The following is an 18,047-nucleotide window of genomic DNA, read 5'->3' as shown; positions in this document are numbered from 1 at the left end:
CTTCCAATAAAAAAACACCCGGCAAGCCGGGTGTTTTAGTTACTGGGGGAATCGTATGACTTATGCAGCAGGCTGGGCAGCCGGTTTCGCCGCGTCGTGTTTAACGGCTTTTTTGTGGTGTTTTTTTGCAGCCTGAGCTTTCTGCTCTACAGCGGCTTTTTTGTGATGCTTTTTCGCAGCCTGAGCTTTCTGCTCAGCAGCCGGTTTCTGCTCAGCGGCTTTTTTGTGGTGTTTTTTCGCAGCCTGAGCTTTCTGCTCTACCGCTTTTTTATGTGCTTTTTTATGGTGAGTTTTTGCCGCAGGCGCTTTTGCCGGCGCAGCAGTAGTGGTGGTGGTGGTCGCAGCAGCAGCCGGAGCCGGCGCAGCAGCGTTATCCGCAGCGAACGCTGCAGCAGACAGACCCATAGTGGCGGCAACAACCAGCGCTAATACTTTTTTCATCTCTATACCCTCGAATTGGCTTTCAGTTACCCCGCGTCGGGGCTCTGGAAATCACTATAGAGAAGCCGCCCCGCCCCTTCAGTGAGTGATTGGTATCGGCGTGTAACCGAATGTACAAACGAGGGAAAAAAGAAAAGGCGCCGCAGCGCCTCTGGTTAACCGGCCCGGAAAAAGGGCTTATCGCCGAGGATCGTTGCGCGGTGCATGACGCGCCGCTCGGGGAGATAGTCTGCATTGGCATAATGCTGCGTCACCCGGTTATCCCACAGTGCCACGTCGTTTTCCCGCCAGCGCCAGCGCACCTGAAATTCCGGTTTCGTAATATGCGCGAATAAAAAGCCCAGCAGCGCCTCGCTCTCCTTGGCCGGGATATCCACAATGCGCGTGGTAAATCCTTCATTCACAAACAACGCCTGTTTGCCGCTCACCGGATGCGTGCGCACCACCGGGTGTAACCGCGGCGGATTTTTCTCGGCAGCCGTGCGCCAGCGCTGATGCTCTTCGGCGGTTCTGGTGTGTTTCCACGCCGGGAACGATTTACGGAAATCGTGCTCGGCATGCAGCCCGCTTAATAAGTGCTGAAGCGGCGCGGAGAGCGCCTCGAAGGCCGCGATGCCGCTCGTCCAGAGCGTATCGCCGCCAGTGGCGGGCAAGTGCTTCGCCGTAAGGATAGCGCCTGCGGGCGGCGTGTCGATAAAGGTGACGTCAGTGTGCCAGGTGTCGTTATCGGGCGGGTTATCGTTATGCGTATCCAGCACGATAATCTCCTCCACGCCTTCGGCGTGCGGATACACCGGATGAATATGCAGATCGCCAAAGCGCATCGCCAGCGCCCGCTGTTGCTGGGGCGTCAGCGGCTGATCGCGCACAAACAGCACCTGATGGCGGATCAGCGCATGGTAAAGCTGCTCAAACTGGCTGTCGCTCAGCGGCCTTGTCAGATTAATATCGGTCACCCGTGCGCCAATAAACGGCCCCAGCGGGGTAAGGGTGATACGTTCGCTCATTGTGTTTCTCCATGCCAGGGCGTCATACGCCGTGTTAACTCACGCAACCCCAGTTCTAAAATAAATGCCACCAGGGCGATGACCGCGATCCCCGCCAGGACCACATCTGTTGCCAGAAATTCCCCGGCGGACTGCACCATAAAGCCGAGCCCGCGCGTCGCGGCGATAAGCTCAGCGGCGACCAGCGTCGACCACCCCACGCCAAGGCCGATGCGCAGACCCGTTAAAATTTCCGGTAGCGCCCCGGGCAAAATGACATACCAGAGCAGCTGCCAGCGGTTTGCCCCCAGCGACTGTGCCGCACGGATCCGCACCTGTTGTGCGCTTTTCACGCCTGCCAGCGCCGACATCGCCACGGGCGCGAAAATTGCCAGGTAGATCAGCAACACTTTGGCGGTTTCGCCGATGCCAAACCAAATCACCATCAGCGGCAGATAAGCGAGCGGCGGAATGGGCCGGTACAGCTCAATAAGCGGGTCGAGAATGGCGCGTAGCGTCGGGTTCAACCCCATCGCGATGCCGACCGGGATGCCGATAAGCGCCGCCGCCACAAGCGCGGTGAGCATCCTCGCAAGGCTTGCCCCGAGGTGCGCCCAGAGCGTAGCATCCATAAAACCCTGCGGCCCGGCGATGGTAATCAACTGGCGTAATACCTGCTGTGGGGCAGGCAGAAACAGCGGGCTGACGAGCTGCAACGCCGTTGCCGCCCACCAGAGCGCCAGCAATGTGCCAAGGGTGGCAACGCTTATCGTCAGCGGGCGGGACGCCGCGCGGCGACGGCGCGCAGGACTGCGCGTCGCGTTATCGTTAATCAGTACGCTCATTGGCCTTCTCCCGGAGTTCAAAAACACGGCTCAGCACATATTCGCGGCGGGCGATAAACGCCGGATCGGATTTGATCTGCCGCGCCGGCTCGCCTGCGACAAAGCGGCGGGCGAAATCAAGCCGCAACCGTTCTTGTATCTGGCCCGGCCCTGGCGAAAGCAGCACTAAATCGCTCGCCATAAAGACGGCCTCTTCAATATCGTGGGTGATTAGCAGCACTTTTTTGCCACTCCCGGCCCACAGGCGCAGCAGCAGCGTCTGCATCTGTTCGCGGGTAAACGCGTCGAGCGCGCCGAACGGCTCATCGAGCAGCAGCAGTTGCGGGTCCGCCGCCAGCGCACGGGCGATACCGACGCGCTGACGCTGACCTCCTGAAAGCTGCCAGATGAACCGGCTCGCCGCGCCGTCAAGCCCGACTTTCGCAAGCATGTGACGGGCACGAATGCGCCGCTCCTCGCGCCCGATGCCCTGAAGCTGCAACCCGAATGCGACGTTATCCAGTACGCTGCGCCACGGCAGTAATCCTTCATGCTGAAACACCACGCCGCGATCGGCGCCAGGGCCTGTCACCGGGTTGCCATCCAGCGTGATGTTACCTGCCGTCAGCGGTATAAAACCGGCAATGAGATTCAGCAGCGTGGTTTTTCCGCAGCCCGACGGGCCGAGCACTACCAGCAGCTCGCCGTCATCCAGCGTGAGGTTGATATCGGCAAGCGCGGGCTTGCCGTCGAAACTGGCATGGAGATGAGAAACCCGTAACATCGCGCCCCCTTACGGCTGAGCCAGCGGCTTCACAAAGCGGTCTGTCACGAACGCGCGATAATCCTGCCCCGCCTGCGCCACTTTGCCCTGTGCTTTGAGAAACGCGGCGGTATCGACAATGGCCTGATTCACCGGCCCGTTCAGTTGCTCCACCTGTTGCTGCGCCGTGAGATAGGTGTTGCCTTCGACAAGGCCAGGTACTTCTGCCTGCGGCACGCCGCTTAAGCGCGCCAGTTTTTCCAGATGCGCGGGCTGCTTCAGCCACTCCTGCGGCGCGTCAATGTAACCGCGCTGGGCCGCGAGCGCGCTGCGGGCAAAGGCGGTTACCACGTCCGGGTGTTTCTCGGCGAAATCCTTGCGCACCACCCAGACATCAAGCGTCGGCGAGCCCCATTTTCCAACTTCAGCGGAGTGGGTCAGGACGGTGCCCTCTTTTTCCAGCGCGTTGACGGCAGGCGCCCAGACATAAGCGCCGTCGATATCACCCCGCTGCCAGGCCGCGATAATCGCGGGCGGCTGGAGGTTCACAATCTGGAGCTGGTCGGGTTTGATGCCCCAGTGTTTGAGGGCCGCAAGCAGGCTGTAATGGGTCGTTGAGATAAATGGCACCGCGATACGTTTGCCGATGAGATCCTGTGGCGTGCGAATCGACTTTTTCACTACCAGCGCCTCGAAATTACCGAGCTGCGAGGCGAGTAAAAACACCTCGATGGGAAGATTCTGGCTTGCGGCGACAGCGAGCGGGCTGGAGCCGATATTGCCTATCTGGACATCGCCGGAGGCGAGCGCCCGCACCACGCTTGCGCCACTGTCGAATTTTCGCCAGTCCACGTTTGCGCCACTTTCTTTGGCAAAAGTATTATCCGCCTGCGCGACTTTGGCAGGCTCAGCGGACGTTTGATATGCAACGGTAACGTCAACCGCCTGCGCCTGAAAAGCCCACAGCGCGAGCGCGCCAGGAAGTATGAATCGCGATGAAATACCCATAATGTCTGCTCCCCTGTCTCGTTATGGGGGCAGTATTTCCGGCAGGCGGTATTTGATAAAGGAATTAAAAGGCATCGTTAATGCCAAATCGTTTTTAGAAAAAAAACGGCAAAGGTTTGCGAATTTTATGCAGTGATAGCGGCGCGTCAGGTGGCTGAAATCGCAAGCTGACGCGGCCTGCTATCGCTGATGGAAGCCCTTTTCATGTAAGCCGGGTAAGCGAAGCGCCACCCGGCGTGAACTCAACGCTTCGCCTTAAGGGCTGCGATATCCGCAGGCGTCGTGCGACAACATCCGCCGATGAGCGCCGCACCCGCCGCACGCCAGTCGTCCAGATAATGCGCCAGCGTATGGCACGCGTGCCCGTCGTGGCGCCAGGTTTTGCTCACCGCGTCATACTGCTCGCCGGAATTGGGATAAACCACCAGCGGCAGCGGCGTTAAGGCATGAAGGTGCGACAGCGCGGCGGTCGTGTTCTCAAGCGCCACGCAGTTGATGCCGAGCGCCACAATCTGCGTGGATGACGCAAGGGCCGCCACCACGTCCGCGAGCGGCGAACCATCGCTGATGTGCTCGCTGTCGCGAAGCGTAAAGGAAAACCAGGCGCGCGCCTGCGGGTACTCCGCCAGCAGCGCGACGAGCGCCCGGGCTTCAGCGAGCGACGGCAGCGTTTCACAGGCCAGCACATCGGCCCCCGCCTCAAGCAGCGCCTCCATGCGCGGGCGGTGGAAATCGGCGAACTCCGCCTGCGTGCGCTGGTAATCGCCGCGATATTCCGAGCCATCCGCCAGATACGCGCCATAAGGTCCGACGGAGCCTGCCACCAGCAGCGGGCCGGCATCCGGCTGCGTTGCGAGGAAATCCTCCCGGGCCTGACGCGCCAGCGCAACGCTTCGCGCAATCAGCGCGCGCGACTGCGCCTCATCAAGACCACGCGCGGCGAAACCAGCCGGCGTCGCCTGATAGCTCGCGGTGATCGCGCACTGCGCCCCGGCGTGGAAATAATCCAGATGCACCGCGTGAATCAGCTCCGGCTGCTCCATCAGCACTTTCGCCGACCATAAACTGTCAGCGAGGTTACAGCCGCGCGCTTCAAGCTCGGTCGCGAGCGCGCCGTCCAGCACCACAAACGGCTGCTCGCTTAAGAGAGGGGTTAACGGATTATTCAGCGACATGGCAAGGCTCCTCCTGGCGGCGCGTGCGGAAAAAGAGAGTCAGATAATAGGCGCCGTAACAGAACGCCACAAACGGCAGGCCGCACCAGAGCGCAATGCGCTGGCTCGGATCAAAGGCCAGTCCCACACAGGCGACAAGACACAGCACGAACCCCAGAACCGGCGTCAGCGGATACCACGGCGCGCGATAGTGCAGCTCACTCAGTGCGCGGCCTTCGCTCAGGTGGCGGCGGCGGAACATAAAATGCGCAGCGCAGATACTCAGCCACACCGCCACGACCGCAAAACCGGAAATCGCTGACAGCGCCACAAAGACGGTATCGGGCGCGATAACACTTGAGAAAAGCGCCAGCACGCCGCCAAGCATACTGACCGACAGCGCCGTCAGCGGCACGCCGCGGCGCGTCAGGCGAGCGAACCCGCGCGGCAGCGTACGCTCGTTGGCAAGCGACCAGAGCATCCGCCCGGAGGCATACAGACCCGAGTTCGCGGCAGACAAAATAGCCGTCAGGATCACAAAGTTAATAATATCGGCCGCGTACGGAATACCGATTTTCTCAAACACCAGTACGAACGGGCTTTTTACCACGCCCGCCTGATCCATCGGGATCAGCGCCGCCAGCACCAGCACGGTGCCGAGGAAGAAAATGACCAGCCGCACAATGGTGGTACGGATAGCAACCGGCACCGCCTGTTGCGGGTTTTCCGTCTCCCCCGCCGCGATACCGATAAGCTCAGTACCGGAAAACGCGAAGTTTACCGCCACCATTGTCATCAGAATCGGCAGCGTGCCGGCAGGGAACCAGCCTGCGGCGGTCAGATTCGCAAACAGCGGCGCGGGCGAGCCGTCCTTCATGGGCAGTATCCCGAACATCGCCGCCCCGCCTAATACGATAAACGCGACAATCGTCACCACTTTAATGAGCGAAAACCAGAATTCGCCCTCGGCGAAAAGCCGCGTGGAAAAAACGTTAAGCCCGAAAATCACCACGCAGAACACCAGACACCAGACCCACACCGGCACCTGCGGAAACCAGTACTGCATACAGAAACCGGCCGCGGTAAAGCTTGAGCCGAGCGCCACCGTCCAGGTCAGCCAGTAGAGCCAGGCGACGGTATGGCCGGTCGCCGGGCCTAAATAGCGCGCCGCATAGACATGAAACGCGCCCGTTTCCGGCATAGCGACGGCGAGTTCACCCAGACACTGCATTACCAGCCATACCACCAGCGCGCCGATAAGGTACGCGAGCAGCGTGCCCGCAGCCCCGGTGGTGGAAATGATATAGCCGGTATTAAAAAACAGCCCAGTCCCGATAACGCCCCCGAGCGAGAGCATAACCAGATGACGGGCTTTCATGGTGCGTTGTAACTGCTGCGATTCCTGCATAAACCCTTCTATACGTTCAGACGTCTAAACATCCATAAGTGAACGTTATACCGGGAAGCCGCGTAAATTGCAAAAGTCGTTACGTTGTCAGCACGTTAGCGGCGATGAGGCCACCTGCCCGCTCTCACCCATTCATCGCATACATACTTCGCAACACCCTCGCCTGGCGCAGCCGGAGGGGCATTACTACCTTTAAGTCACTATAACAAGAGCGCCTCCCTCACGGAGAAGCCGCTCTTATTCGCTGCGGCGCAGGTTCGTGGCACTGGCAAGGCACGTTTGAGGAAGCATTATGCAAGAGTCACTCTGTACCCTGTTTTACGACGGGAGACCGCTGACTGGCCCGGCGAACATCCCGCTTATCGATTTTCTGACGGCCTGCGAGGTGAAACTACCGCACGTCTGTTACCACCCGGCCCTTGAACCGATGCAAACCTGCGATGTCTGCTGGGTGGAATATCAGGGCGAGCTGGTGCGGGGTTGCACGCTAAAAAGCGCGCAAGGCATGGAAATCGCGAGCCGCACGCCCGAGGCCGAGGCGGCGCAGCACGAAGGGATGGACAGGCTGCTCGCTAAACACGAACTTTACTGTACCGTCTGCGAACACAACACCGGCGACTGTACGCTGCATAACGCCGTCGCGGATATGCACATTCCGATTCAGCGCTACGAATACCAGCGCAAACCCTACGTAAAAGACCACTCCAACCCGTTTTATACTTATGACCCGGACCAGTGCATCCTCTGCGGGCGCTGCGTCGAGGCGTGTCAGAACGTTGAAGTCAACGAAACGCTCAGCATTGATTACACCATGGCGCATCCGCGCGTGCTGTGGGATGGCGGCGACACCATCGCGGGTTCGAGCTGCGTCAGTTGCGGCCACTGCGTCACCGTCTGTCCCTGCAATGCGCTGCTGGAGAAGACCATGCAGCCAGACGCCGGGCCGTTTACCCGCATGAAGCCTACGCTTAAGCGCCCGATGATAGATCTGGTCAAGGCCATCGAAAACACGACGGGGGCGGAGATAATCACCGGCATTTCCGTAATGGACATGCACTGGCGACAGCCGGAAATCAAACGCACCAAAACCGTCTGCACATACTGCGGCGTGGGCTGTAGTTTTGAGATCTGGACGCGCGACCGCCATGTGCTGAAGGTACAACCCGTCGCCGACGCGCCTGCCAACAGCATTTCCACCTGCATAAAAGGCAAATTCGCCTGGGATTTCCTTAACGATAAGGCGCGTCTGACTACCCCGCTTATCCGTGAAAATGGCCGCTTTCGCACCGCCACCTGGGATGAGGCGCTGGATGTGGTGGCGCGCCGCCTGCTCAGCATCCGTGACGAACACGGCCCGCAAGGTATTGGTTTTATTGGCTCCAGCAAGGCGAGCAACGAAGAGGCGTACCTGACACAGAAAATTGCGCGGCTGATCCTTGGCACCAACAGCGTCGACAACTCCTCGCGCTACTGTCAGAACCCGGCCACCAAAGGGCTGTTTCGCACCGTCGGCTACGGCGGCGACGCGGGCACCATTGAGGATCTGCACCAGGCGTCGCTGATTGTGATCGTCGGCAGCAACACGGCTGAAAACCACCCGGTGATCGCAGCGCGGATGAAATCAGCCAAAAAACATCACGGGCAACAGTTGCTGGTGGTCGATCCGCGCCGTCACGAAATGGCCGAGCGCGCCGACCGCTACCTGCGCATCCGCCCCGGCACCGACATGGTCTGGGCATCGGCGATGGCGCGCTATATGTTTGATAACGGCTACGCCGACGAGGCGTTTCTCGCAAGCCGCGTTAACCAGGTGGATGAGTATCGCCAGTCGCTCGCGCCGTTCACGCTGGAATACGCTGCCGACATCACCGGGCTTACGGTCGAAGAACTGACCGCCGCCGCCGAGCTTATCGGCAAAGCCCCCTCGGTCTGTATCGTCTGGGCGATGGGCGTCACGCAGCACAGCCACGGCGCGGATACCAGCACCGCGCTCTCTAACCTTCTGTTGGTGACCGGAAACTATGGCCGCCCCGGCACCGGCGGCTACCCGATGCGCGGACACAATAACGTGCAGGGCGCGAGCGATTTCGGCTGCCAGAAAAACTACTACCCCGGTTATGAATCGGTCAGTGATGAAAAGGTGCGCGCCAAATGGGCGAAGGCCTGGGGCGTCGCGCCCGAGGCGCTGTCGCTGGAGCCGGGCTCTGACAACTTTGAAATGGTGGAGCACGCCCGGACGAAGCAGGTACGCGCCATGTACGTGATTGGCGAGGAGACCGCGTTTTCTGACGCCGACAGCGCCAGCGTGCATGAAAGCTTTACTGACCTGGATTTCCTTGTGGTGCAGGATCTCTTTTTTAGCCGCACCGCGCAGTTCGCCGATGTGGTGCTGCCCGCCTGCCCGAGTATCGAAAAAGACGGCACCTTTGTGAATACCGAGCGGCGCATTCAGCGCTTTTACGAGGCGATGCCGCCACTTGGCGACAGCCGACCGGACTGGCGCATTCTCACCGAGCTCGCCGCCCGCATGGGCCATGACTGGGGCTACACCCACCCGTCGCAAATCATGGCGGAGGCGGCTGGCATCGCCACGCTCTTTGCGGGCGTCAGCTATGAACGACTTGAGGGCTGGAACTCCCAGCTCTGGCCGGTGAAGCCCGATGGCGAAAGCACGCCGCTGCTCTACACCGACGGGTTTAACTTCCCGGACGGGCGCGCGGTGCTTTATCCGCTCGTCTGGCAGCCGCCCGCCGAAGCGCCAGACGACGAATACGATCTGGCGCTCAACAACGGCCGAATGCTGGAGCATTTCCAGTCCACCAATCAGAGCGGGCGCGGCGGGCGAACACTGTCTCTCTCACCAGACTGGTTTGTCGAAATCAGCCCGCAGCTTGCCGCCGAACGCCAGCTTGCAGAAGGCGACTGGGTAAAACTCACCTCCCGGCGTGGCGAACTGGAGGTGCCGGTCGCCGTCACCGACCGCGTGGCGGGCAGCACGCTGTTTATCTCCATCCATCAGGGCAAACCGGGCATCAACGCACTGACAGGCGAACATCATGACCCGGACGTTAACACGCCCGCGTATAAAGAACTGGCGGTGAAGCTTGAGAAACTCACCCGTGCGCCGCACCCCTCGCCACTGCCCCGACACAACTTCCGCTACGGCGCGCGCACGCCAATTCCGCATGTGCCGGTCGAAGCAAAATGGCAGCGCGACGATTACCGCCTTCCGCCCGAACAAGAACCCCATCCGGAGAAATTTTAATGGCCAACGCGATTGACTATCAGCCCGAGCCGCCGCAGATCGGCCCGACCGCGAATGAGGAATTGCAGCGCCTGCTGCAAACCCTGCACGAACATGGCGTCCTGCGCCTGACTAACGATCTGGTGGCATCCAATAACGACTGGATCAAAGTCATTATCGACGGCCTGAGCCGCCAGGGATCGCTGAACGTTATCCAGAATATTTCCGTATTGCTGATGGCGCTCTCCACCATTCCGCCAGAGCGGATGTATAAGCTCGCGTTTGGCGTGCGCGATTTTGCCGCCGAACTCAGCCGCGAAGAAGAACGCCCCGAGCAGGAACAGACCGACGCGCCGGGCGCGCGCGGCGCATGGAAAATGCTGCATGACGATGAGCTGTGGCGCTCGCTGACGCCCTTGCTAAACGGCCTGAAAGCCTTCTCCCGCCGGATGGAGGAGGAAGTGGACAAACCGATTTCGTCCTTTACCGGCAAACCGAGCGATGCCTGAGGATGATTAGCCCGGAAACCGCGCTGCTGCTGGCGCGCAGCCAGTTCGCTTTTACCATCGGCTTTCACATTGTGCTGGCGGCGCTGACGATTGGCCTCGCGCAGTGGCTGGTGCTGCTGGAAGGCTTGTGGCTGTGGCGCAGGCGGCCTCTTTATCTGAACCTCTATAAGTACTGGAGCAAGGTATTCGCGCTGAATGTCGCGGTCGGCGTGGTCACAGGCGTTGTGATGGAGTTTCAGTTCGGGGCCAACTGGGGCGGGCTTTCCAGCCGTGCCGGGGCGGTAATGGGGCCGCTGATGTACATGGAAGTGCTGGTGGCGTTTTTCCTTGAAGCGGGCTTTATGGGCGTGGTGCTGTTCGGTATGGGGAAAGTGCGTCCGTGGGTGCATTTTCTTGCCACCTGCGTGGTGGCCGCAGGCTCCATGTTCAGCGCCTTCTGGATCCTCTCGGCGAACTCATGGATGCAAACGCCCGCCGGGTTTATCGTCGGCAACGATGGACGCTTTCAGCCTGTCGACTGGTGGGCGGTCATTTTTAACCCGTCCTTTCCCTACCGGCTTATTCATATGTCTGTCGCCGCGCTGCTCGCCACCGCGTGTCTGGTCGCCGCGGTCGGTGCCTGGCATTTGCTAAAGCGCCCGGATCAACCTGCCGCGCGACGCATGTTCTCCTGGGGATTGTGGCTACTGCTGGTGCTCGCGCCGGTGCAGGCGGTCGTGGGCGATCTGCATGGCGAAAACACGCGCGATCACCAGCCAGTGAAACTCGCGGCGATGGAGGGCAGCTGGAACCCGCCGCCGCCGGGCGAAGGCGAGCCGCTGCGGCTCTTTGCGATCCCGGATATGGACGCGCGGCGCAACCATTTTGAAATCGCGATTCCGAATGTCGGCTCGCTCTATCTGCGCCACAACCTCACCGGCGTCATCCATAGCCTGAATCAGTATCCACACGATGAACTGCCGTGGGTGCCGGGCGTGTTTTTCGCGTTCCGCACCATGGTAGGGCTTGGCTTTTTAATGATTTTCTTCGGGGTTGCGGGGCTGGTGGTGCGCCTGCGCGGCCGGTTATGGCAGGCGCGCTGGCTGCAACGCAGCATGGTGGCGATGGCGCCTGCGGGGGTTATCGCTATGCTCGCAGGCTGGGTGGTGACAGAAACAGGCCGCCAGCCGTGGACCATCTACGGGCAACTGCTGACCCGCGAGAGCGCCTCCCCCATCGCGCCCTCACTGGTGCTCGGCTCGTTTGTCGCGGTTATCGTCGTCTATTTGCTGGTTTTCGGCCTCGGTATCGGGTTTATGCTGCGTCTGCTGGCAAGAGCGCCTGGCGATGATGAGCCTGACGCCAATCCGGCCGTGGCGGCACAGACGGGCCGCGGCGTCACCCCGCAAAGCCTTCGCAGGAGTGCCGATGATGATTGACGTTATCCTGTCGCTGCCCTTATTCACATTGCTTTGCGCCGCCGCGCTGGCGCTGGGCGTGCTGGTTTACGTGTTGCTCGACGGGGCAGATCTGGGCGTGGGGCTGCTTGCGCCGTTTCAGTCGCCGCAGGCACGTCAGCAGATGAATATTTCCCTGCTGCCGGTCTGGGACGGCAACGAGACCTGGCTTGTGCTTACCGCCGGCGCGCTACTGGCGATGTTCCCCGTGGCGTTCAGCATCCTCTATAGCGCGCTTTATCTGCCCGTCTGGCTGATGCTGCTGGCACTCATCGTGCGCGGGATGGCGATTGAATACCGCCATCTGCGCCCGGCGCTGTTCGACGCGCTCTTTATTGGCGGCTCCTGGCTTGCCGCGTTAACGCAGGGGGCAACCATGGGCGCATGGATCGAAGGAATACGACATGACGGCACACAGTTTACCGGCGGCCCAATGGACTGGCTCTCGCCCTTTTCGGTTTACTGCGCGATAGCGCTCAGCGCCGGTTATGCACTGCTCGGCGCCGGCTGGCTTATCTGGCGTTGTGAGGGCGAACTCAGCGCCTGGGCGCGGCGTCAGGCGATGTGGCTTGCGCCTTTCACCGCCGCGCTGCTGGCAGGGTTGCTGGTCTGGACGGTGCAGCTAAATGAAAGCTACCGGCTGCATCTGCAACTCTGGGCATGGAGCGGGCCGCTTGTGGCGATGGGGCTGCTGGCCTTCGCAGGGCTTGGGTTTGCGCTACGTAAACGCCGCGATTTTCTGCCGATCGCCATGACGCTGCTGCTGTTCATCGCCGCGTTCGGGGCCATGCTGCTCGCTGTGTTTCCGTTTATTCTGCCGCCGAACCTGTTGCTTACACAGGCCGCCGCGCCGCCCGCCACGCAAAAATTAATGCTTGCCGCCTTCGGCATCTTTGTGCCGATCACGCTTATCTACAACAGCTGGGGCTTTTGGATCTTTCGCGGCAAGATCCACGCCGCGCGGGAGGACGATCGTCCCTGACGATAAACGTAAAAATAAGAACAGGAATAACAAGGACCGTTTAACGCATTTAAATAAAAACAGAAAAGCAAGGCTTTTACAGCGAGAAAAGAAGCATACTATTCGCGGCGGGCGTCTGAGACTTTCTGGTTTCAGGCGCCCAAAAAGGAAGGCCTCGGGTTAATTATTTTAACCCGAGGCCGACACATGAACCCGCCCAGTTCATATTTAGCCTCTTACTCGCCTCACGGCCAAGAGAATGGCTATGAAGGGCAATGCTTTTATCGGGAGCGTTATTATTGTCTGCCTGCCGGCATTCATGTTAACCCGCCTTTCACGGGAAACGCGTTGCGCGTTGCGCTTGCAGGGTGCGGGTATAAAGGTTGTCGCTTCACTGGCTTATCAATCCAGCGAGTAAGCGTCTGCGCGGGGAGCACCCCCCGCGATTTAGCTGGCCGGTTTATGCCTCTCAGGTACCCGATGATTATTTTATGTTAAGCGCCTTCTTATTCTTTCAATCCGTAACATGTTCATCAATTAACGGTAATTGCCCAAGCCGACTGGCAGTACGCCCAATATCGTCCCGCGCCACTCCATCAATAATATCGGCAACAGAATACGCGCTCGTAATAAACACCTGACACTGTTTATCATAAAGTACATCAATAAGATTAATAAACCGCTGCTGGGCGGCCGGATTAACACGCGCCAGTAATGGCACTGCATCAATAAACCAGCATGAATACGATTCGCAAAGCGTTAAATAATCCATGACCGCCGTCGGCGCTTCGCATAATGCTGAAAAACGAAAGTGCAGCATGGTATCCGGCGGCGAGGCGGCATAAAAAGTGTGATAACCCGCCGTAACCGGAAATTCCCCCCGTGCCGTCGGGAGGTGATATGCCTCGCGCTGGGTCGCCGTCCCGGGACGCAGCCATGCGCCCTGGCTGAACAGCCCCGCGTCGCTGCCAGCCGTGAGGCGATAATCCCGCTCGCCGTTTAGCGCGAAAATTGTCATTTCACGTTCGATAAGCGCAATCGATGGCACAAACAGCTCATGATAAAGCGGATGCGATAATAGCTCGCGCGGCGAGTAGTTAGAGGTGAGGATCAGCGTGATATGCATGGCGAGCGCCACCTCTAAGAGCTTTTTCGCGAGCATCGCATCGCCCGGATCGTGCAGGTGGAATTCATCAAAGCAGAGCAGCCGCGCGTCGCCAATTTGTGCGCGCAGCGCGGCCTCCAGCGGCTGGTGCATCATGCGCTGGTGCAGCTCGCGGAAAAAATCGTGAAAGTGGGCGCGCTTTTTCGAAGCGACCGGCAATGAGGCGTAGAAATTATCCACGATAAAACTTTTACCGCGCCCCGGCCGTCCCCAGACGTAAAGCCCGGCAAAACGCGCGGGCGTTGTGAGCAGCGACGCGGCACGCGTATCCAGCGCCGCGATCAGCTGTCGCTGATCGCCATCCAGCAGCAGCGCGTTTTCCTGCGCGCGCGTCTGCATAACCTCGCAAAATGAAAACGGTGCGGCATTCCCGGCCATGAAGGCAGCTCCACATGTAAACAAAATGTTATTAACCCACACCCTGCGCGTTTTTTCAAAACCGGTCGCACGATTCACCAAAGCAGCGCACAAAAAGCACCATGCTGGCGCAGCCTCACGCCGGGTCGCTTACCAGGCGGGCCTGCGTAGCTGGTACGCCCTTTGCAATTCTCACTCGTCTATCCGGTATCTTACGAGGTGAGGTATGAGCGAACAGCAGTCAGGGTTAAAACGCACACTGGGCAGTTTCCGGTTGTGGGGCATCGCCGTTGGGCTTGTGATTTCCGGCGAATATTTCGGCTGGAGCTATGGCTGGTCTCAGGCAGGTACGATGGGGTTTCTGGTCGTCGCACTCGCTATCGCCGCCATGTATTGCGCTTTCATTTTTAGTTTTACGGAACTGACTACCGCCATTCCGCACGCGGGCGGGCCGTTCGCCTACGCCTGTCGGGCTTTCGGCCCGACGGGCGGCTTTATCGCAGGTTTCGCCACGCTCATTGAATTTGTCTTCGCCCCGCCCGCCATCGCGATGGCCATCGGCGCATATCTCAACGTGCAGTTCCCGTCGCTCGAACCGAAATGGGTGGCCTGCGGTGCGTACGTCATCTTTATGACGCTGAACATCCTTGGCGTCGGCATCGCCGCCACGTTTGAGCTTATCGTTACTTTGCTCGCGATTTTTGAACTGCTGGTCTTTATGGGCGTCGTCGCGCCGGGCTTCTCGTGGCAGCATTTTACCGCCCACGGCTGGGCGGGCGCAGAGAGCTTCAGCAGCCTCGCGCTGCCAGGCATGTTCGCCGCCATACCCTTTGCCATCTGGTTTTTTCTGGCCATTGAAGGCGCGTCCATGGCTGCCGAGGAGGCCAAAGATCCCGAGCGCACCATTCCACGCGCGCTCGGCGGCGGCATTATCACCCTGACGCTGCTCGCGGTTGGCGTGATGGTTTTCGCAGGCGGCGTCGGCGACTGGCGCACGCTCGCGAATATTAACGATCCGCTCCCTCAGGCGATGAAAATGATTGTCGGCAGCGACAGCGGCTGGCTGCATATGCTGGTGTGGCTTGGGTTGTTTGGTCTGGTGGCGTCGTTTCACGGCATTATTATGGGCTATTCCCGCCAGATCTTTTCGCTCGCGCGCGCCGGTTATTTGCCCGCGAAGCTTGCGAAAATTCACCCGCGCACCCGTACGCCGCACCGGGCTATTCTGGCAGGCGGCGTGGTCGGCATCGCCGCGATTTTTTCAGATTCTCTGGTGACCATAAACGGGACGTCGCTCACGGCGAGCATCGTCACCATGTCGGTGTTTGGGGCTATTGTTATGTATATCGTCTCGATGGCCGCGCTGTTTACGCTGCGACGCAGCGAGCCACATCTGGCGCGCCCCTTCCGCGCCCCGCTCTGGCCGCTGGCCCCCGCTTTCGCGCTGGCAATGGCCATGCTCTGCCTCGTGGCGATGGTCTGGTTTAACCTGGCACTGGCGGCGATGTTCGCCGTGATGATGCTGGCAGGCTACCTGTGGTTCCGGCTCACCGCTGGCGCGCGGGCCGCGGCCGCCGTGGACGCGCAGCTTCGCGTCGCCTCATAAGGAGCGCTTGTGTATCGCACCACGCTTACGCATTCGACATACTGTTTCGACAGCCTGAAAACGCTGCTGGCCAAAGCCACCCCGGCACGCTCCGGGGATGTGCTGGCGGGCGTGGCGGCAGAAAGCGCCGCCGAACGCATGGCGGCCAAAATGGCGCTCGCCGACGTGCCGCTGCGCGATATTCTCGCGAGTCCCGTCATCCCCTATGAAGACGACGAGGTGACGCGGCTGATTATCGACACCCATGACCGCGACGCGTTCGCGCCGATCAGTCACCTGACGGTCGGCGATTTTCGTGACTGGCTGCTTGATGAGTCCACCACCAGCGAGACGCTATCATGCGTGGCGCCGGGCATCACGCCCGAAATGGCGGCGGCGGTGAGCAAACTGATGCGCAATCAGGATTTAATCCTGGCGGCCAGCAAATGCCGTGTGGTGACGCGTTTTCGCAATACCATCGGCCTGCCAGGCCATCTCAGCGTGCGCTTGCAGCCAAACCATCCGACAGACGATCTGCGCGGTATCGCGGCCAGTATGCTCGACGGGTTGTTTTACGGCAGCGGCGATGCGGTCGTCGGCATTAATCCGGCAAGTGACAGCCTGCCGGTGCTGGAGCGGCTCAACCATATGCTTGACGAGGTTATCAGCCGCTTTGAAATTCCCACGCAATCGTGCGTGCTGACGCATGTCACCAATACGCTGCAACTCATTGAGCGCGGCGCGCCGGTGGATTTGGTGTTTCAGTCGGTCGCGGGCACCGAGGCGGCCAACAGCGGCTTTGGCATTCATTTATCGCTGCTTGAGGAAGCCCGCGAGGCGGCGCTGAGTCTCGGGCGCGGTACGCTTGGCGACAACGTGATGTATTTCGAAACCGGCCAGGGGAGTTGCCTCTCCGCCAACGCCCATCACGGGGTGGATCAGCAAACCTGTGAGGCCCGGGCGTATGCCGTGGCGCGCCACTTTAAGCCGTTGCTGGTTAACACGGTGGTCGGGTTTATCGGCCCGGAATATCTTTATGACGGCAAACAGATAATCCGCGCGGGGCTTGAAGATCACTTCTGCGGCAAGCTGATGGGGCTGCCGCTCGGCTGCGATGTCTGCTACACCAATCACGCCGAAGCGGACCAGGACGATATGGACACGCTGCTGACGCTGCTCGGCACCGCTGGCTTGACCTTTCTGATTGGCGTGCCGGGCGCAGATGACATCATGCTGAACTACCAGAGCACCTCGTTTCATGACGCGCTCTATATTCGCCGCCTGCTGGGGCTTAAGCACGCCCCGGAGTTCGCCGCCTGGCTTGAGAAAATGCAGATCATTAATGCCCACGGCGACCTGCGTCTGACCGGCGCGAACCATCCGTTGCTGACGGCCCTACCGTCGGGAGAAAAAGTATGAGCATTCACGACAGCTGGGCGCTGCTGCGCCAGTTTACCGATGCCCGCATCGCGCTCGGGCGCAGCGGGGCAAGTCTGCCCACCGGCGAAGTGCTGAAGTTCGGGCTGGCGCATGCGCAGGCGCGCGACGCCATTCACCAGCCGTTTGACAGCGACGCGTTGCGCCCCGCGCTTGAGGCGCTCGGCCTTGAAACGCTAACCGTCCATAGCGCCGCGCCAGACCGCGCCACCTACCTGCACCGCCCGGATCTGGGCCGCCGCCTGGATGACGAGAGCCGCGCGATGCTGACGCGCCGCAAAAGCGACGCCGACCTGCTGCTGGTGATTGGCGACGGGCTGTCCTCACACGCGGTACACCGCCAGTCGGTCGGCCTGATTACCGCGCTGTTGCCGTATCTGGACACGCTCGGGCTGTCGCTTGCGCCGGTAGTCCTTGCGCACCAGTCGCGGGTGGCGCTGGGCGATGATATTGGCGAGGCGCTGGGTGTACGGGCGGTGGCTATTCTGATTGGTGAGCGCCCTGGGCTTTCTTCACCAGACAGCCTCGGGGTTTATCTCACCTGGTACCCGCTTCGCTCGCGGATTGAATCGGAGCGCAACTGTATTTCGAATATTCGCCCGGAAGGTCTGCCGTGGGACGCGGCGGCGTTTAAACTTGCCTGGCTTCTGGAACAGGCGTTTTTACGCAGGCTTACCGGCGTGAAGCTTAAAGATGAGAGCGATAATCCGGCGCTGCATGGCGTGGTCAAACCCAAAATCAACCCAAAAAAAGCCCCGCACTGAGCGGG

The 18,047-nt window shown here is 60.3% G+C and carries 15 protein-coding genes; 7 read left to right on the top strand and 8 right to left on the bottom strand.

The features are described 5' to 3' along the window. Window positions 1-60: 60 nt before the first annotated feature. From asr to mmuP, 7 genes are all read right to left on the bottom strand, one after another. Window positions 61-441: an acid resistance repetitive basic protein Asr gene (gene asr / locus AFK62_RS04770; RefSeq protein WP_007680030.1), complete on the bottom strand. Its 381-nt coding sequence runs from the start codon at window positions 439-441 to the stop codon at window positions 61-63. Window positions 442-596: 155 nt separating this feature from the next. Further along, the gene (gene tauD / locus AFK62_RS04765; protein ID WP_007680033.1) at window positions 597-1,448 is read right to left on the bottom strand and encodes a taurine dioxygenase; all 852 of its coding nucleotides are present in this window, start codon (window positions 1,446-1,448) and stop codon (window positions 597-599) included. Further along, a complete protein-coding gene (gene tauC, locus AFK62_RS04760) occupies window positions 1,445-2,272 on the bottom strand; it encodes a taurine ABC transporter permease TauC (protein ID WP_007680035.1) in 828 nt (275 codons plus the stop codon). Before tauC ends, tauD begins: the two co-directional genes overlap by 4 nt. Beyond that, entirely contained in the window at window positions 2,256-3,035 is a 780-nt protein-coding gene (gene tauB, locus AFK62_RS04755; protein ID WP_007680038.1) for a taurine ABC transporter ATP-binding subunit, read from the bottom strand. The genes tauC and tauB overlap by 17 nt, the downstream gene beginning before the upstream one ends. A 9-nt stretch (window positions 3,036-3,044) precedes the next feature. Then, window positions 3,045-4,022, bottom strand: a complete 978-nt coding sequence (gene tauA / locus AFK62_RS04750; protein WP_007680040.1) for a taurine ABC transporter substrate-binding protein — start codon at window positions 4,020-4,022, stop codon at window positions 3,045-3,047. Between the two features lie 242 nt (window positions 4,023-4,264). Further along, window positions 4,265-5,197, bottom strand: a complete 933-nt coding sequence (gene mmuM / locus AFK62_RS04745) for a homocysteine S-methyltransferase (RefSeq protein WP_007680050.1) — start codon at window positions 5,195-5,197, stop codon at window positions 4,265-4,267. Beyond that, complete coding sequence (gene mmuP, locus AFK62_RS04740) at window positions 5,184-6,584, bottom strand: S-methylmethionine permease (RefSeq protein ID WP_053531740.1); 1,401 nt, start codon at window positions 6,582-6,584, stop codon at window positions 5,184-5,186. The genes mmuM and mmuP overlap by 14 nt, the downstream gene beginning before the upstream one ends. 292 nt (window positions 6,585-6,876) lie before the next feature. On the opposite strand from mmuP, the gene fdhF reads away from it, so the two are divergent. Genes fdhF through AFK62_RS04720 form a run of 4 tightly spaced genes read left to right on the top strand, consistent with a single transcriptional unit; the run spans window position 6,877 to window position 12,755 of the window. Further along, window positions 6,877-9,849, top strand: a complete 2,973-nt coding sequence (gene fdhF, locus AFK62_RS04735; RefSeq protein ID WP_007680055.1) for a formate dehydrogenase subunit alpha — start codon at window positions 6,877-6,879, stop codon at window positions 9,847-9,849. Beyond that, window positions 9,849-10,337 carry a DUF1641 domain-containing protein gene (locus AFK62_RS04730; RefSeq protein WP_007680058.1) on the top strand — a complete coding sequence of 163 codons (489 nt, stop codon included), beginning with the start codon at window positions 9,849-9,851 and terminating at the stop codon, window positions 10,335-10,337. Before fdhF ends, AFK62_RS04730 begins: the two co-directional genes overlap by 1 nt. 2 nt (window positions 10,338-10,339) lie before the next feature. Next, window positions 10,340-11,755: a cytochrome ubiquinol oxidase subunit I gene (locus tag AFK62_RS04725; RefSeq protein WP_007680061.1), complete on the top strand. Its 1,416-nt coding sequence runs from the start codon at window positions 10,340-10,342 to the stop codon at window positions 11,753-11,755. Next, a complete protein-coding gene (locus tag AFK62_RS04720; protein ID WP_007680062.1) occupies window positions 11,748-12,755 on the top strand; it encodes a cytochrome d ubiquinol oxidase subunit II in 1,008 nt (335 codons plus the stop codon). Before AFK62_RS04725 ends, AFK62_RS04720 begins: the two co-directional genes overlap by 8 nt. Before the next feature lie 493 nt (window positions 12,756-13,248). On the opposite strand, the gene zapE is transcribed toward AFK62_RS04720, so the two are convergent. Beyond that, window positions 13,249-14,277 (bottom strand): cell division protein ZapE, encoded by a 1,029-nt coding sequence (gene zapE, locus AFK62_RS04715; protein WP_053531739.1) that lies wholly within the window; start codon window positions 14,275-14,277, stop codon window positions 13,249-13,251. A gap of 205 nt (window positions 14,278-14,482) precedes the next feature. Here zapE and eat point away from each other — a divergent pair, with 205 nt between their 5' ends. The 3 genes from eat to eutC are packed head-to-tail and all read left to right on the top strand — an operon-like array spanning window position 14,483 to window position 18,042. Continuing rightward, the gene (gene eat / locus AFK62_RS04710; protein WP_007680074.1) at window positions 14,483-15,862 is read left to right on the top strand and encodes an ethanolamine permease; all 1,380 of its coding nucleotides are present in this window, start codon (window positions 14,483-14,485) and stop codon (window positions 15,860-15,862) included. Window positions 15,863-15,871: 9 nt separating this feature from the next. Next, entirely contained in the window at window positions 15,872-17,260 is a 1,389-nt protein-coding gene (locus tag AFK62_RS04705; RefSeq protein ID WP_007680077.1) for an ethanolamine ammonia-lyase subunit EutB, read from the top strand. Further along, entirely contained in the window at window positions 17,257-18,042 is a 786-nt protein-coding gene (eutC, locus tag AFK62_RS04700) for an ethanolamine ammonia-lyase subunit EutC (protein WP_053531738.1), read from the top strand. Before AFK62_RS04705 ends, eutC begins: the two co-directional genes overlap by 4 nt. Window positions 18,043-18,047 lie beyond the last annotated feature (5 nt).

It is taken from the genome of Cronobacter condimenti 1330 (assembly GCF_001277255.1).
GTDB classification, from domain to species: domain Bacteria; phylum Pseudomonadota; class Gammaproteobacteria; order Enterobacterales; family Enterobacteriaceae; genus Cronobacter; species Cronobacter condimenti.
Note: the sequence above shows the minus strand (reverse complement) of the source record. Positions and strands in the feature narration are given on the sequence as shown.

Coding starts and splice junctions, on each gene's coding strand:
- asr (WP_007680030.1), bottom strand. CDS start 441: ATGAAAAAAGTATTAGCGCTGGTTGTTGCCGCCACTATGGGTCTGTCT.
- tauD (WP_007680033.1), bottom strand. CDS start 1,448: ATGAGCGAACGTATCACCCTTACCCCGCTGGGGCCGTTTATTGGCGCA.
- tauC (WP_007680035.1), bottom strand. CDS start 2,272: ATGAGCGTACTGATTAACGATAACGCGACGCGCAGTCCTGCGCGCCGT.
- tauB (WP_007680038.1), bottom strand. CDS start 3,035: ATGTTACGGGTTTCTCATCTCCATGCCAGTTTCGACGGCAAGCCCGCG.
- tauA (WP_007680040.1), bottom strand. CDS start 4,022: ATGGGTATTTCATCGCGATTCATACTTCCTGGCGCGCTCGCGCTGTGG.
- mmuM (WP_007680050.1), bottom strand. CDS start 5,197: ATGTCGCTGAATAATCCGTTAACCCCTCTCTTAAGCGAGCAGCCGTTT.
- mmuP (WP_053531740.1), bottom strand. CDS start 6,584: ATGCAGGAATCGCAGCAGTTACAACGCACCATGAAAGCCCGTCATCTG.
- fdhF (WP_007680055.1), top strand. CDS start 6,877: ATGCAAGAGTCACTCTGTACCCTGTTTTACGACGGGAGACCGCTGACT.
- AFK62_RS04730 (WP_007680058.1), top strand. CDS start 9,849: ATGGCCAACGCGATTGACTATCAGCCCGAGCCGCCGCAGATCGGCCCG.
- AFK62_RS04725 (WP_007680061.1), top strand. CDS start 10,340: ATGATTAGCCCGGAAACCGCGCTGCTGCTGGCGCGCAGCCAGTTCGCT.
- AFK62_RS04720 (WP_007680062.1), top strand. CDS start 11,748: ATGATTGACGTTATCCTGTCGCTGCCCTTATTCACATTGCTTTGCGCC.
- zapE (WP_053531739.1), bottom strand. CDS start 14,277: ATGGCCGGGAATGCCGCACCGTTTTCATTTTGCGAGGTTATGCAGACG.
- eat (WP_007680074.1), top strand. CDS start 14,483: ATGAGCGAACAGCAGTCAGGGTTAAAACGCACACTGGGCAGTTTCCGG.
- eutC (WP_053531738.1), top strand. CDS start 17,257: ATGAGCATTCACGACAGCTGGGCGCTGCTGCGCCAGTTTACCGATGCC.